The sequence below is a fragment of the Lewinella sp. LCG006 genome (assembly GCF_040784935.1).
Classification (GTDB): Bacteria; Bacteroidota; Bacteroidia; order Chitinophagales; family Saprospiraceae; genus Lewinella.
The window spans coordinates 1,815,552-1,830,545 of the sequence record NZ_CP160680.1 but is presented as its reverse complement, the minus strand read 5'-3'; the positions used below and the strand labels follow the sequence as shown (position 1 = coordinate 1,830,545).

At 46.1% G+C, this 14,994-nt stretch carries 14 protein-coding genes; 10 read left to right on the top strand and 4 right to left on the bottom strand.

The window, feature by feature from the left end; genetic code table 11:
• Positions 1–16 precede the first annotated feature (16 nt).
• Both AB0L18_RS06115 and AB0L18_RS06110 read left to right on the top strand, forming a co-directional pair.
• Complete coding sequence (locus AB0L18_RS06115) at positions 17–730, top strand: DUF434 domain-containing protein (protein ID WP_367391698.1); 714 nt, start codon at positions 17–19, stop codon at positions 728–730.
• 41 nt (positions 731–771) lie between these two features.
• Positions 772–1,545, top strand: coding sequence for a crotonase/enoyl-CoA hydratase family protein (locus tag AB0L18_RS06110; protein ID WP_367391697.1), 774 nt, complete (start codon positions 772–774; stop codon positions 1,543–1,545).
• Between the two features lie 12 nt (positions 1,546–1,557).
• On the opposite strand, the gene AB0L18_RS06105 is transcribed toward AB0L18_RS06110, so the two are convergent.
• Positions 1,558–3,219, bottom strand: a complete 1,662-nt coding sequence (locus AB0L18_RS06105; protein ID WP_367391696.1) for an adenylate/guanylate cyclase domain-containing protein — start codon at positions 3,217–3,219, stop codon at positions 1,558–1,560.
• A gap of 267 nt (positions 3,220–3,486) precedes the next feature.
• Here AB0L18_RS06105 and AB0L18_RS06100 point away from each other — a divergent pair, with 267 nt between their 5' ends.
• The 5 genes from AB0L18_RS06100 (at position 3,487) to AB0L18_RS06080 (ending at position 9,666) form a co-directional block, all read left to right on the top strand.
• A complete protein-coding gene (locus AB0L18_RS06100; RefSeq protein WP_367391695.1) occupies positions 3,487–4,188 on the top strand; it encodes a hypothetical protein in 702 nt (233 codons plus the stop codon).
• An 88-nt stretch (positions 4,189–4,276) separates the two neighbouring features.
• Positions 4,277–6,172: a tRNA uridine-5-carboxymethylaminomethyl(34) synthesis GTPase MnmE gene (gene mnmE / locus AB0L18_RS06095; protein WP_367391694.1), complete on the top strand. Its 1,896-nt coding sequence runs from the start codon at positions 4,277–4,279 to the stop codon at positions 6,170–6,172.
• 251 nt (positions 6,173–6,423) lie between these two features.
• Positions 6,424–6,789 carry a helix-turn-helix transcriptional regulator gene (locus AB0L18_RS06090; protein ID WP_367391693.1) on the top strand — a complete coding sequence of 122 codons (366 nt, stop codon included), beginning with the start codon at positions 6,424–6,426 and terminating at the stop codon, positions 6,787–6,789.
• Between the two features lie 349 nt (positions 6,790–7,138).
• On the top strand, positions 7,139–8,263 hold the full coding sequence (locus tag AB0L18_RS06085) for a tyrosine-type recombinase/integrase (RefSeq protein ID WP_367391692.1): 1,125 nt from the start codon (positions 7,139–7,141) through the stop codon (positions 8,261–8,263).
• A gap of 260 nt (positions 8,264–8,523) precedes the next feature.
• On the top strand, positions 8,524–9,666 hold the full coding sequence (locus AB0L18_RS06080) for a hypothetical protein (protein ID WP_367391691.1): 1,143 nt from the start codon (positions 8,524–8,526) through the stop codon (positions 9,664–9,666).
• Positions 9,667–9,724: 58 nt separating this feature from the next.
• Here AB0L18_RS06080 and AB0L18_RS06075 read toward each other — a convergent pair whose 3' ends face one another.
• Genes AB0L18_RS06075 through AB0L18_RS06065 form a run of 3 tightly spaced genes read right to left on the bottom strand, consistent with a single transcriptional unit; the run spans position 9,725 to position 11,191 of the window.
• On the bottom strand, positions 9,725–10,189 hold the full coding sequence (locus AB0L18_RS06075) for a hypothetical protein (protein ID WP_367391690.1): 465 nt from the start codon (positions 10,187–10,189) through the stop codon (positions 9,725–9,727).
• Positions 10,186–10,611 carry a helix-turn-helix domain-containing protein gene (locus tag AB0L18_RS06070; protein ID WP_367391689.1) on the bottom strand — a complete coding sequence of 142 codons (426 nt, stop codon included), beginning with the start codon at positions 10,609–10,611 and terminating at the stop codon, positions 10,186–10,188. Before AB0L18_RS06070 ends, AB0L18_RS06075 begins: the two co-directional genes overlap by 4 nt.
• A 1-nt stretch (position 10,612) precedes the next feature.
• Complete coding sequence (locus tag AB0L18_RS06065; protein ID WP_367391688.1) at positions 10,613–11,191, bottom strand: hypothetical protein; 579 nt, start codon at positions 11,189–11,191, stop codon at positions 10,613–10,615.
• Between the two features lie 199 nt (positions 11,192–11,390).
• On the opposite strand from AB0L18_RS06065, the gene AB0L18_RS06060 reads away from it, so the two are divergent.
• The 3 genes from AB0L18_RS06060 to AB0L18_RS06050 are packed head-to-tail and all read left to right on the top strand — an operon-like array spanning position 11,391 to position 14,991.
• Positions 11,391–12,872 (top strand): N-6 DNA methylase, encoded by a 1,482-nt coding sequence (locus AB0L18_RS06060; protein WP_367391687.1) that lies wholly within the window; start codon positions 11,391–11,393, stop codon positions 12,870–12,872.
• Entirely contained in the window at positions 12,872–13,528 is a 657-nt protein-coding gene (locus AB0L18_RS06055) for a hypothetical protein (protein ID WP_367391686.1), read from the top strand. Before AB0L18_RS06060 ends, AB0L18_RS06055 begins: the two co-directional genes overlap by 1 nt.
• The gene (locus AB0L18_RS06050) at positions 13,525–14,991 is read left to right on the top strand and encodes an N-6 DNA methylase (protein ID WP_367391685.1); all 1,467 of its coding nucleotides are present in this window, start codon (positions 13,525–13,527) and stop codon (positions 14,989–14,991) included. The genes AB0L18_RS06055 and AB0L18_RS06050 overlap by 4 nt, the downstream gene beginning before the upstream one ends.
• Positions 14,992–14,994 lie beyond the last annotated feature (3 nt).

Below are 14,994 nucleotides of genomic sequence, written 5' to 3'. Positions count from 1 at the left end.
CGTCAATCTTTCGTACATGAACCCCACCACACGCCAGCGCGGCAAACACCCCAATGACGACCAACTCTTTGGTGTCAAATGGCCACCGATTTTCAAAGAAGCCATTGACGATCACTCCTTTTTACTGGAACGAGGCTACGGCACGACCTCTGCCTTGGAAATAGTAGGCAATCGGTATCGTTTGAACAAACGGCAGCGCCAAGCCCTTTTGAGGATGAGTGTGGCTCCCTCGGATGCGGCGCAACGACAAGCCAAAACCTGCAACCTACAAGCAATGAACGGAGCAACCGTTGCCATTGACGGTTTCAATCTGCTCATCCTCCTGGAGAATGCTTTTTCCGGTGCCTATATCTTTCATTGCCGGGATGGCTGCTTACGCGACATTTCTAGCGTACACGGCAGCTATAAACACATCCAACAAACCAGCGAAGCAATAAAATTGATCGGAGATGTATTGCAAACGCTGGAAGTTGCACACGTGAAGTGGCTCTTGGATCAGCCTATTTCTAACAGTGGGCGCTTGCGTGTTTTCCTTGAAGAAATCAGTGCCGACCATGATTTCCCTTGGGAAGTAGAACTTTGTTTCGACCCCGACAAAGTACTCGCGGTGAGCCCTCATATCGTTGTAAGCGCCGACGGCTGGGTAATCGACCAGGCCGAACAATGGTTTAACTTGGGAGCCTATATCATTGAACATCATTTGCCCGCCGCAAATATTTTCCGAGCCTAAATAATTACCCCTATCTTTCGACTTCTAATATCCTTCTTGCCATGTCCTTAGTAATAACCGAAATCCGCGACCATCTCCTACTCATCAAGCTCAACCGGCCAGAGAAGATGAATGCTTTTAATCGCCAAATGCTCCAGGAGTTGGCGGAAGCATATACCCAGATGGAAGATGATCCCGCTATTTGGTGTGGTCTTGTATATGCGGAAGGTGAGCACTTCACCTCCGGACTTGATTTAGGAGATGTAGGGCCTGCCGTTATGGAAGGTGGTGCTTTATTTGGCGATCACCTCGTTGACCCCGCTCAGACGGGTGGGCGCTTGCGCACCAAACCGCTGGTGTTTGCTGTCAAAGGTTACTGCCTTACGATTGGTATTGAGACTTTGCTGGCCGCTGATATTGCTGTGGCCAGCGAAAATACCCGTTTTGGGCAAATTGAAATCAAGCGTGGTTTTATACCTTTTGGTGGTGCTACGGTACGGATGGTACAGCGTTGTGGCTACGGCAATGCCATGCGTTACCTCCTCACCGGCGATTTGTTTTCGGCAAGAGAAGCCCTGCGGATTGGAATGATCCAGGAAATGACGCCCGAGGATCCTTTTGATCGTGCGCTGTCTATCGCCGAAACGATTGCCAGTCAGGCACCCCTGGCCGTACAAGCGACCATTGCCAGCGTCCGGGAATCCATGGTAGACGGTGAAGAAAAAGCGATGGAAAACCTACTTCCCGTAGCCCGTCAACTGATGAAAACGGAGGATGCCGCCGAGGGGTTCAAGTCATTCCTGGAACGTAGGGAAGCACGGTTTAAAGGGAAGTAGTACCAATAGTCCCTAAACCGCCGCTGCTACCAGCTCCCGCTGTACGTAGTACATATCTAGTAGACCTTTGTTTTTGGCCTGCACCTTGCCGCGGTGGATGCACTCGAAGTCGTACTTGATCAAGCCGTAGGTCGTTTCTGAAATGTTCACCTTGCCTGCTTCGCTGTTGGCTTCCACCCTGGCGGCAGTATTTACGGTGTCTCCCCAGATATCGTAGGCGAATTTTTTCACCCCTACCACCCCGGCAACAACGGGCCCGGTGTGGATGCCGATGCGAGCTTCGAAGTAAGGCTTACCGATACGGATACGTTCTTGCTTCTGCTCTTCCAGAAACGCTTGCATTTCCAGGGCCGCTTTTACCATGCTGTGGGGGATTGATTTCCGCTCACTCAGGCCGCTCGCACACATATAAGCATCACCAATGGTTTTGATCTTCTCGATATCATCGTATTGACTAATGATAAAGTCAAACGCTTTGAAGCACTTGTCCAGCTCTTGTACCAACTCCTGCGGACTGAGTTTTTCAGCAATGTTGGTAAAATTGATAAAATCAGAAAAGAAGACGGTGGCTTCTTTGTATTGCCGTGCCTGCGCTTTCCCATTGGTTTTTAGTTCTTCGGCTATCGAAGCCGGAAGAATATTCAGCAGGAGCTCATCAGAGCGTTGGCGTTCTTCTTCGATTTGCTGATTTTTTTCTTCCAAAGATTTGGCGGTACGTCGTTTTGCCGCGAATCGACTGTAAAGGAGCAATGCCAGGAGTAGTAAAATGCCGGCAATACCGGCGGCGGCAAAGAGGTAAATTTCCTGGCTTTTGGCCCTTACCTCGGCTTCTCTTGCCTGGAGTTCAGCCGTAATCTTGGCGTTCTCAGCCTTTTCGGCAATCAATTGCTCTTTGGCCACCTCTTCACTAAGGGCATTCACTTCCTGGGTGCGCTGCCGAGCTTCCCGTTCTGCTCTTTCTTTTTGTTCGGAAACACTAGCCAGTTCTTCAGCTTTGCTCTGAATTTCTTCGGTTTTGGCTTTATTGGCTTCGCTCAATTGGGTGGTCCGGCGTTCGAGCACTGATTTGTCGGTACTCAACTGGTCGGTTTCCAGACGGAGATTGCGCACCTGAAATTCCAGTTGATCTTTTTCTTGCTCCAGGCTTTTCTTCTCGCGATCAATTTGGCGTCGTAGCGTTTCAAATTTAGCCTCCAGGTCACTGATACTGGTGCCGTTTTCACTAAAGTAATTAAAGGCTTCCTGGTTGATTTCGTAGGCTCTACGATAATTTCGGTCTTTGACCGCCAAGCTAGAGCGTTTTTCTACCGAACTCATGATCAAGTCGGAATCTCCGGCGCGTTTGGCGTGGTTGAGGGTAGTGCGCAGCCATACTTCTGTATTGCGATCATCGCGCTGCCGTTCATAAGCTTTAGCGACCAGAAAGGCTGCTCTGGCGGCCATGCCATTGTTGTTTTGGTCGTTGGCGGCATTATAGGCTTGTTTGCCTATGCTCTCGGCTTCTTCCGCATCAACGCGTAGGTAGGCCTCGGCTAATTCGTACCGCAAAATCATGCGCTCGTGCGCATTTTCAGCTTCGCCAAGGGCCTGTTTTATTTCTTCAATCTCTTCGTTCTGACTCCAGGCGAGTGTACTCATGCTGAGGGTCAAAACCAATAATAAAAAATATTTCATTATCCGCTTCAGAAGTTGTTAGAGGGCCTGTTTTAGCCCAAATGCTTAGTCTCATCCAAACGGCTTGCGCCAGATTCAAAGATAAGTGTAAAATTCGACAGCACAGCAAGATCAATCCGTTCATTACGGAAGAGGGTTTGATCTTGGGCTGTACTTCTGGGGATAGGGATGACTTTAACCTAATAACGGAGGAATGGTAAAAAAGATACAACAACTATTTTTCTTTTATGCTTGTTGAAGCTGTTGAATTCAATTCCTTTGTTATTTATGTCTGTTTCTTCCGAAGTTGTCACCATGAGTTTACTCCGCTACGAAAGCTTAAGCTCGCGCTGGTGGGCTTTTTCTCAAATGGGGATTGGTGGCTGGTACCTCAAAGCAATTCCAGGCTTGAAGCTGCTCAAGTTATTAGGAAGTGGCGCGGGGAATGGCTTCAGCATTTGGCCCAACTTCGGTGTTTATGGCGTACTAGCTATTTGGGAAGACGAAAGTGCGGCGCAGGCCTTCTTTGCCCAACACCCTTGGTGGCAGCGAGCAGAGGAAAAATCTATCGAACGCTGTACTTTTTATCTCAAACCAGCCCTCGTACATGGCCAGTGGGATGGAGAGCAACCCTTTACGATTACGACCAATTATGATATCAAAGCGCCTGTAGCCGTAATTACGCGAGCAACGATAAAAACGCGACATTTGCTTGGTTTTTGGCGTTATGTTCCCCGGGTGAGCGCACATGTGAAGGGACGTCCCGGCCAGCGGATGAGCATTGGTGTTGGCGAGTGGCCCTTGTTTATGCAGGCAACTTTCAGCATTTGGGAAAGCTCACAAGCGATGATGGATTATGCTTATCAGCAACCTTTCCATAAGGAGGTAATCCAGAAAACGCGGGAATTAGGCTGGTACAAAGAGGAGTTGTTTGCCCGTTTTTTGCCTTACCGAATGGAAGGAACCTGGGAAAACATGGTGAGTGTTTAAAGTCATTCGCCTCTTTTGCACCATGCCGGTCCTACTCACTTCTGATTTTTATTCTAATTTTAGCTCAAATACAAAGATCTAGTTCCCTATGGGGTATTCTGCACATAATTTATCAGATACAATTGTCGCGCTGGCAACCCCTCAAGGAGTGGGAGCCATTGGCGTAATCCGGCTTTCGGGGCCAGCAGCGATTACGATTGTCGATGAAGTATTCAAAAGCAAAAATTTGGCGGAACAACCGAGCCATACGGTGCATTTTGGAACGATTCGCGATGAGGAAAACAAGGTGCTGGATGAAGTACTGGTGACCCTTTTTGTAGCACCGCGTTCGTATACGGGTGAAAATGTAGTAGAGGTGAGTTGCCATGGCTCTGACTTTATTATTCAGGAATTGATGCGATTGTTTATCCGTCGGGGAGCTCGTCTGGCTCAAGCTGGGGAGTTTACGATGCGGGCCTTTCTCAATGGACAGATGGATTTGAGTCAGGCCGAGGCCGTAGCCGATCTTATCGCTTCGAGTTCGGCGGGTAGCCACGAGTTGGCGATGCAGCAGATGCGAGGAGGTTTTAGCAATGAGATTGGTGCCTTGCGCCAACAGCTGATCGATTTTGCGAGTCTCATAGAGTTGGAGCTGGATTTTGGAGAAGAAGACGTAGAATTTGCCAATCGGGATGATCTACGGATATTGGTAGAAAAAATTCAAGGCGTACTGCGGCAGCTGATCCAAAGTTTCCAGTTGGGCAATGTCATCAAGCAAGGCGTCAATACCGTGATTGCGGGCCGCCCCAATGCAGGAAAAAGCACCCTGCTGAATGCCCTATTGAATGAAGAGCGGGCAATCGTGAGCGAAATTGCCGGTACTACCCGCGACACCATTGAAGAAGTACTCAACATAAAAGGTATCCAGTTTCGACTGATTGACACCGCTGGTATTCGCGAAGCTGAAGATGCCATAGAAGCTATCGGTGTAGAAAAAACGATGGAAAAGGTACGACAGAGCAGCCTACTCGTCTACGTTTTTGATGTGATTGAAACCCAACCCGCTGAAGTTCGGGCCGACCTGGCCAAGCTAGTGACGCCGGGGATGCACGTGCTGGTAGTAGCGAATAAAATGGATTTGAATCCTTATACTAAGTGGGAAGATTATAGCTCCTCCCCCGGCCCCTCCTCAGGAGGAGGGGAGATTAGGGAGGAGATTGCCTTTGGCTCCTCCTCCTTGGAAGGAGTAGTAGTGGGGAAATGGGAGACAGCGAGCGGTAGGATTTATAAGCTTTTAAAAGAAAAGGCGCGTGAAATGAGGAAAAATCCTACTGAGGCAGAGGCGGCTTTGTGGATTCAATTGCGTAGAGAACAGATTGAAAATTGTGAGTTTAGACGACAGCATATTGTTGGTAATTTCATTCCTGATTTTGTTTGTCTAGACCGGAAATTGATTTTGGAAATAGATGGTGGCTATCACCAACTTCCGGAAGTGCAATTGAGCGATCAGCAAAGGACTGATATTTTAGAAGGAATGGGCTACCGAGTACTACGCTTTAAAAATGAAGCTGTCATTAATAACATTGGAGAGGTTCTGAATGATATAAGGCAAGCGCTGCAAGCACCCTTGCCTAACGAAAATCGCGCAGCTGTCTCCCCTCCTCGTGAGGAGGGGCCGGGGGTGGAGCAAAACAACTGGGTACCCATCATCGCCCGTGAGGGCATGAATGTTCCTTACCTGAAAGACAAGCTCTACGAAGCCGTACTTTCGGAGAAAGTGAACGCCGATAGCACCATTGTAAGCAATGCTCGCCACTACGAAGCCTTGGAGAAATCCTATGAAGCCCTGGCGGATGTGCTGCAAGGAATGGCCAATGGCGTAACCTCCGATTTTATAGCGATGGATATCCGGCGGTCACTACATCACCTTGGGGAGATTACTGGAGAAATTTCTACGGATGATTTGTTGGGGAATATTTTTGGGAAGTTCTGCATTGGGAAGTAGTGGCAGAAAGCAACCATTGCTCAATGGTGTTCAATAGTGTAATAATTAATTGATTTTCATTGTTTTAATAGATTTATTTATTTCTATCACTATTAGGTGTTTGTCTTTTAGTTACGCTTTTTTTGTACCTATTTCGTATCTTTGTACCTGCGGAATCGCCATAAATTTGATCTATTAAGAGAAAAGAGAATTTATGGCAGTTATAGTCACTTGTTGACACTTTAACGCAGAACTTGACACAAAGCAAAGATATGTCTACCAAAATCGAAGTCAGCAGGCAGTGCGAATATTGCGGGGACGCCTTTACGGCGAAGACCACCGTGACGCGCTATTGTTCTCATAAATGCAACCAACGCCATTACAAGCAACGGAAGCGCGACGAGAAATTGCAAAAGCATGAGCATCAGCAAAAGGTGGTGCAACTGCAATTACCAGAGGCGGACTTTGGCGCACTGGACCAAAAGGCATTCTTAAGTATTAAAGAGACAGCCGTGCTCCTCGGACTAAGTGAGCGTACCCTCTACCGATTGATGGCAGAAGGAACCTTACCCTCTCACAAAGTTGGACGGCGAACGATACTGAAGCGGGAAGAGATCAATGGGCTGTTTGGTGGGTGATTTTTGAGCAGGGCGGGAGCAATAGAAAGACTCGCCGCAGAGACACGGAGGCACGGAGGTTTTTTAGTTACCACCGATACGCTGTTCTTTTTGCCACGGAGTCGCGGACCTGCCTGCCAGCAAGCTGGCCTTGCAGGCAGGGGCACGGAGGTTTTCTTAGAAAACGAAAGCGTTCACGCTACTAAGTAAAACAAGCTTTCGTACCACAAACAGCTTTTAAAAGCTACTTAGTAATGCACTGGTTTCTAAAGAAGTTTAAAACAGTAAGTATACCTGTTAAACAACAGGTAATTCATTTAAAACAGCAGGTAATTGGTAAGTTTTCTAAGAAAAAAACAACGTTTAATACATGAGCAAAGTAACACTTAGAACGAAAACCTTAAAAGGTAACCGTGAACGGATTTACCTGGACTTTTACCCACCTATTCCACATCCTGATACTGGTAAGTTGACGCGACGAGAGTTTTTAAAACTGTATTTGTACAAGCCGGCTTCTAAAGAAACGGAACGCACCCACAACAAGGAAACCAAGAAGATTGCAGAGGCCATTCGTGCGAAGCGACAATTGGATATCCAGGCTGGGGAGTACGACTTTCTTTCTAAGTACAGCGGGCGGGAAAACTTCTTAGACTGGCTGAAACTGAAAGTGGAAGAACGAGCGGTAAGTAGGGTCAATTACCAGTCGTGGCGAAGTACTTACCTGCACCTTTATCGCTTTACCGAAGGTTCGCTGTTACTTAGTAATCTGGATGAGCTGTTTTGCGAACGCTTCCGGAAGTATTTCTTAGAAGCGGAGTGTTTAAACACTAAGAGACCGCTACATCAAAACTCGGCAGCGGGTTATTTTGACGTGTTTAAAGAAGCGGTAAGAGAAGCGCACAAGGAAAAACTTCTTAAGAAGAATGTGGCGCTGTACGTCAAAAGTATCCCTTACCGGCAGCCGGAACGGGAATTCCTTACTTACGAAGAATTACAAGCGGCGGTGAAGGCCGATTGTGAAGATCCGGTTCTAAAGAAAGCGGCCATCTTTTCGGCCTTGACAGGCCTGCGCTTTGGTGATGTCCTTAGCCTGAAGTGGAAGGAAGTAAGGTACTCGGAAAAAGAAGGTCATTTCTTAAGAAAGCAGATCAAAAAATCGGGTCGTTTTGAGATGATGTTTATTTCGGAGCAGGCACGGTCGCTTCTGGGAGAGGTGCAAGAGAAGGATACTTTAGTGTTTCAAGGCTTACACTACGGCAATAAAACGACGGATCTTCTTAAGAACTGGTTGAGCAAGGCGGGTATCAATCGGCACATCACTTTTCATGCATTTCGACACACTTATGCAACGCTACAAATTACCAACGGGACAGACATCTACACCTTGAAGGATCTCTTAGGCCAAAGGGATGTAAAGACCACCCAGATTTACGCACGGGTAATTGATGAGCGGAAGAAGGCGGCGGTGAATCGGATTCCGGAGCTGGAGTTGTAAGTATAACTTACTAGTGATTTGTCACCAAGAGCGTAAAGAAGATAGTTTTTGAGAAAAAATGTAATTGACTGATGATTAATTAATTACAATACAGGGTGATTTTATTTTTAAGTGTAATTGTTTGGTTTGTAGTGGGTTGCATTGAGGAAGGGTTTTGATGGGTGAAGTTGACCAGTATTTGAATGAAACAAATTAGTTTAATTTAAAATTATTTGTTTTTATCTTTGTTCGATACAGCAGGTGAACAAAAACTACGACCAGTGGATCAATTACCTTCCCTGATAACTTCATTGTTTAGTTTAGGCGATGACATTTCTAAAGTAAGGCAACGGTTGTCTTCTAATATTGCTTTGCTCCGTTTGCCGGAAGGCAAAGTACTCTTTGAGGAGATCCGAAAAAGATACATGTTGTGGGAAGAATTTCCCCGTTCGATGTATAATATTGATACTTTTCAAATGCTATATAGCCACCTGAATAGTTTGCCAGATGTATTTGAGCATATCTCCCGTCATCCTTTTCGAATAAATCGATTCTACTTAGTGCTTTTGGAACTTTTCTCCAGGGATTCTCAAGAGAAACACCCTACTTTTATTACTTATTTGACTAAGCAGACAAAAGTCAAGCTACTTGGTTTCTTAGACCAGTACGGACCTGGATTTGTGTTCCAGCCTTTTAGTGCTAAGTACCGAAGGGTATTTGCTCAGATATACCGTGGCGAAGACCAGGATGATCCTGAGTATGGTTTTTATTTTGCCCTTACTCTTCGTCAAACCTCGCTGGAAAGGATTGATGATTTTCTTAATTACCACCAGCGGTACTATAGAAAAGATTACCTGAAATTCGTGCGTTTTATTCTAGCGGATGATCCCCAACACGAGACCATCTCGCGAAAACAAAAAGACGTTTGTGAAGAATGGCTTACCAATCAATCTTCTAAAGAAAACAAGCCTAATTACCTGCCTGAATCGCGGGTGCCAAAAGGATGGGTAAGTATTCCTGGGCTTTTAAAAGAAAAAGACATTGGGCAGTTTTTCTCCTTTCTTTACTTAGAAACGAATGGAGTTACCAATGGACCTACCCTACTTTCACGTGAGGAAACGGAGCAATTATTAGCGCATGGTTTTGCTTATCCGCCGGAAGAGCAAGCTGTATCGAACATGTTTACCTTACAGGTTTCTACTAAGTTGTCGAAGGGGCTAGTGTATTATATGTTCTACCATTTATACCAAAAACACCCTAAGAGTGATGCTGAGGCGGACTATAAAGAGCATTTTGCCTTGTTCCTGAAGCGCCGATTTACTAATTTTAAAGATTTGGACTTAAAAACTATTCAAAATAATATTCGTAACAGAAAGCCAGTAGGGCTGGGGCGTGAGTTTAAGTTGGAGGCATATTTGGGCTAGTAATTACGCTACCGGCAATGGAGATTTTCATAGAAAACAGAAGTGTTTTTGTTTTCTATCACCTATGTTCAACGGCAGAAAACACCATCTGCATAGGGCTAATAATTGGTAAGATAATATTCTGAAAAGCTGTGCCTTGAAAACGGGTAAGTAAGATGCCTCTAGCTGTAGAATAAGAAATTCCAGCCAAGGTACTGGCTAGTATGCTCTCAACTGCAACACCTTTGTCTTCTGTAGCGGTTAACCAACGGTCAAGGTCTTTTACCAGAAAAAAAAATTGCAAAGTAAACCTGCCCTCAGCAGGTTCTGAATTATCTTTCATTGCTGTCTTGATCGAAAAAGATAAGCGCACACGATAGCGTTTATCCTGCTCGTTGAGGGCAAGTTCATGGGTGACATCTTGAACAAAAGAAGCAATCTGTGAGTCATCAAAAGCTTCTGGATGATAAACAGAAGCTTGCTCAAGTTGAACCTGTTCTAGGATTAACTGTGAAACATCAATTTTTAAATCTTTATCGCTCACGCAACGGCATTTTTGACATTTAGAGATGGGGCTTTTTCAATCGCAGCTTCAGTAAATTCCGCTTCATCTGATATCTCAGATGCACGTTGAACGGCTACTGTGAAATGATTAATCCCACCCACTTTGCGCCATCCTTCCTTTTTAGGAGTAGGAACTTTGGGTATTTCTATAATAGGCGCTCCTAAGGCAGCTTCAAGTTTTGCTAATGATTTCCAAGTGAGATTATGTCCGCCACTTAACCACTTGCTAATCTCGGATTCTCGTTTCTCCATTTTTGTAGCGAGATCTTTTTGGGTAAGATGCTGAATTTCCATCAGGTACCTGATGCGCTTTAGTAATTCTATCTGGCGACGAACAAAGATTTTGGTATCTTCTGGTATTGTCGTTAGGGTTTCCCGGAAAAATGTGTTCCTCTTAGCCATCTTAGTAAATTATTATTTCATCCTGCTTGCCATCGAAGCTCTTTAGGCAGTGCCTGGCTTCGTCAACCTCGATTTGCTGATCCTGAATTTCTGCCCAGATTTTTTGCGCAAATCGCTTGGCATCTCTGAATTTAGCTTGTACATCTGGACTTTGCTGAGCTGTTTGCGCAGACTTTTCCCCGCCGTTGAATAATACGACTACCGTATCACAAACTTTAACACAGTAGAGCCTTAATCTATTTGTGTGAAAGGGGATGTCTAAAAAATAGACCTTTTTAGGGGGGAGTGCACTTGCCTCGTCTTCGTGTCGAGTGAAGAAATCGTCATTTGCGCCTTCTTCTTCTCCCATAAGTTGTAGCAGGTACGCGATTTGATTATAATCTTCTTTGAATTCCTCATGTTGATAGAATCTTCTGACAAACTTTTCTGTTTCGCTGACGTCCTCTCCCTCCTTTTTAACGGTGTAGAAGGTAACAAGAGGGAAGCCCTCATCGAATATTTCGAGTATAAAACTATTCACTTTTGAGTTAAGTTCAAAGTTTTGCGCATTATTTTTCTGTTTTTTATTGGAAGCTGTCAAAGAATATTAGAGAAAACTTTGTTAAGCGTCCTCTGTTACCCGGTAACAAAAACAATAAAAGCTCGGCTATTATACGACTTTTCTTTTAACTTGTTCGAAGGACCAATAAAATATTGTGACTGCCCATTTGGCTAACTATTCCATTCATTACTACCTTCAAGCTTGCTTAAATTTTTGCGTAAAATCTTACCTTCACCCCATGACCCCAACAAAACTAACCCTCTCTCAACTCGAACAGTATCTCGCTAAAGCTGCCTGGATACTCAAGGGCCCAGTCGATGCCTCTGACTTCAAAGTGTACATCTTTCCGCTGCTGTTCTTTAAGCGGATCTCGGATGTGTACGATGAGGAATACCAGCTGGCACTGGAAGAATCAGAAGGAGACGAAGAGTATGCGACCCTGCCTGAGCTTCACCGTTTTGAAATACCGGAAGGCTGCCACTGGAAGGATGTGCGGGAGCAAACCACGAATGTGGGAATGGCCATCCAAAATGCCTTGCGAGGCATTGAGCAGGGCAATCAAGAAAAGCTGTACGGCATCTTTGGCGATGCGCAGTGGAGCAATAAAAACAAACTATCCGACCGGCTGCTGGTAGACCTGGTTGAACACTTCTCCCAGCACAACCTCGCCAATAGTAACGTGGATACCGACATCCTCGGACAAGCCTACGAATACCTGATCAAGCATTTTGCGGACCTTACCAATAAGAAGGCCGGCGAATTCTATACGCCGCGCTCGGTGGTCCATTTGCTGGGACTGATACTTGATCCGCACGAGGGAGAAAGCATTTACGACCCTGCCTGTGGTACCGGCGGGATGTTGCTGGAATGTGTAGACCACTTGCAGGAGAAAGATCAGGATTACCGTACGCTCAAACTTTACGGGCAGGAGAAAAACCTGACCTCTAGCTCCATCGCACGCATGAACATGTTTCTGCACGGCATTGAGGATTTCCAGATTGTGCGGGGAGATACCTTACGCAACCCGGCCTTCTTTGCCGCTGATGGCTTGAAGACGTTTGATTGTGTGATTGCCAACCCGCCCTTCTCCCTCAAGGATTGGGGAGCGGAGAATTGGGCCAACGATCCCTACGGACGCAACATTGCTGGCGTGCCCCCCAATGGCAACGGCGATATGGCCTGGGTGCAGCACATGATCAAATCCATGAACAGTACGGGCCGCATGACGGTGGTACTTCCTCACGGGGCACTGTTCCGCAAAGGGGCCGAAGGGCGTATCCGCCAAGCGTTGCTCGAAGCAGACTTGCTGGAGGCGGTTATCGGACTGGGGTCTAACATTTTCTATGGCACCCAATTGGCGGCTTGTGTAATGGTGTTTAAACAACAGAAGGCCGCAGCGCATAAAGGGAAAGTCCTTTTCATTGATGCCTCCGACCAAATCCGGACGGGACGCGCCCAGAACTTTTTGGAACCCGAGCACGTAAAACAAATCTACACCTGGTACCAGGAGTTTGCCGATGTCGACAACTACGTAAAAGTGGCGACCCTGGAGGAATTGCAGGAAAACGACTTCAATCTAAATATTCCGCTCTACGTAGAAAAGATCATTGAAGATGATCTGCCAACGGTGGAAGAAGCCTTGGTTGATTTGAAAATAGCTTGGCAGGCTAGTCAGGAGGCGGAGGAGCGATTTAAGAAAATATTAAACGAATTTATATAATGACGAATAGACAATTCATAGACGCAATTATTGAAATGTATCAAGGTGCTAAAAAACTGAATTTTGATCATCAACCATATACAATTTGGAGAGGCGTAAGCAGATCTGTTTCAGGCTTGGCAGAGGACCTATTCGCATTGTTTGTTGCAAGAGAATTAAATGATGATTCTCTTGAGTTTATTATTGACAAGACCATGAGTATAGAAACGCTGGAGGGAAAAAATATTTCGTTTAGACCTGACCTAGCCATTGTGAAGAAGGGGGTTATTACCCATATCCTTGATATGAAAATGGATATGGGATATAAAAGACGGTTCCATGAAACACCTGAATTCAAAAAGGAGGAAAAGAAAATGACAATTCTTCGGAATGGCGAATACAAAAAGATAACCTATAAATCTCATGGGAATGAGGTAGGACTTAAAACGCACAATAATATTATCAATCAAATTGTAGTGATTAGTGAGAAAAATGAAGGTAAAAGTTCGAATAGGTTAGACTTGATTGATACAATATCCCCTTTGGATTGGATCAATATTTATTATTTATCAGGGGGGATTCATCCAAATAGTGGGAAAAAGACCAAGGATGAGATTACTATCAATGATGATCAATTTGACGTGCTTTTTAAAGACATGAAATCGAATCTTTTATGACCCAACGCGAACTAGAAAAATACCTCTGGGGTGCCGCCACCGCCCTGCGCGGCACCATCGACGCTGGCGACTACAAGCAGTACATCTTTCCGCTGCTGTTCTTCAAGCGCATCTGTGATGTGTATGATGAGGAGTACGCCCAGGCCATGGCCGATAGTGACGGTGATATAGAGTACGCGGAGTTTGCCGAGCACCACCATTTTCAGGTACCCAAGGGGGCGCACTGGGAAGACGTGCGGGCCGTGACCACCAACGTAGGCATGGCGCTACAAGATGCCATGCGGGCCATTGAGAAGGCTAACCCGGATACCCTTTACGGGATCTTTGGCGATGCCAGCTGGACGAATAAAAACCGACTGAGCGACGAAACCCTCCTCAACCTCATCGAGCACTACTCGCAGCATAAGCTGAACCTGGCTAATGTAGCCGATGATAAGCTGGGCAACGCCTACGAATACCTGATCAAAGAATTTGCGGACGATAGCGGCCACACCGCCGCCGAATTTTATACCAACCGCACGGTGGTGAAACTCATGACCAAGATCATGGACCCACAACCCGGTGAAAGTGTCTACGACCCTACCTGTGGCTCGGGTGGCCTGCTGCTGAACTGTGCGCTGCACCTAAAGGAAGAAGGCAAGGAATACCGCACACTGAAACTCTACGGGCAGGAGATCAACCTCATCACCTCGGCCATTGCGCGTATGAACATGTTTATGCACGGCATCGAAGAGTTTAGCATCGTGCGCGGCGATACCTTGCAAAATCCGGCCTTCCTGCACCAGGATGAGTTGAAGAAATTCAATGTTATCCTCGCCAATCCGCCCTACTCCATCAAAGCCTGGGACCGCGACCGTTTTGCCAATGATCCCTACGGCCGCAATATCTGGGGCACACCACCGCAGGGCTGTGCGGATTATGCTTTTCAGCAGCATATTCAGAAGAGCCTGGACGAGAATAACGGCCGCTCTATCTCCCTCTGGCCGCACGGCATCCTGTTTCGGGATGCGGAAGCGGACATGCGGCGCAAGATGATTGAGGAAGACCTGGTGGAGTGTGTGATTGGCCTGGGGCCGAATCTGTTTTACAACTCACCCATGGAAGCCTGTTTGTTGATTACCAAAACGAAAAAAGAGGATTCCAAGCGGGGTAAGGTTTTAATCATCAATGCGGTGAAGGAGGTGAAGCAGGAGAAAACAATGGGTTTCCTGACGGATAAACACGTTGATAAAATTTTCAAGACTTACCAAAATTTCAAGAGCGTGGAAGGTTTCGCAGCTTTGGTGAGCACCGAAGATATCATTGTTAACAAGGGCAATTTGTCCATTAGCCTTTATGCACGTCCCGATGAATTGAAGGAAGAAGACCAAGTCGGTTTCACGGAAGCTTACGAAAACTGGAAGGAAAGCTCTAGAAAGCTGAAAGAATCAATGAAAGAACTGTTCCAAGTGTTGGAAGAATAATGG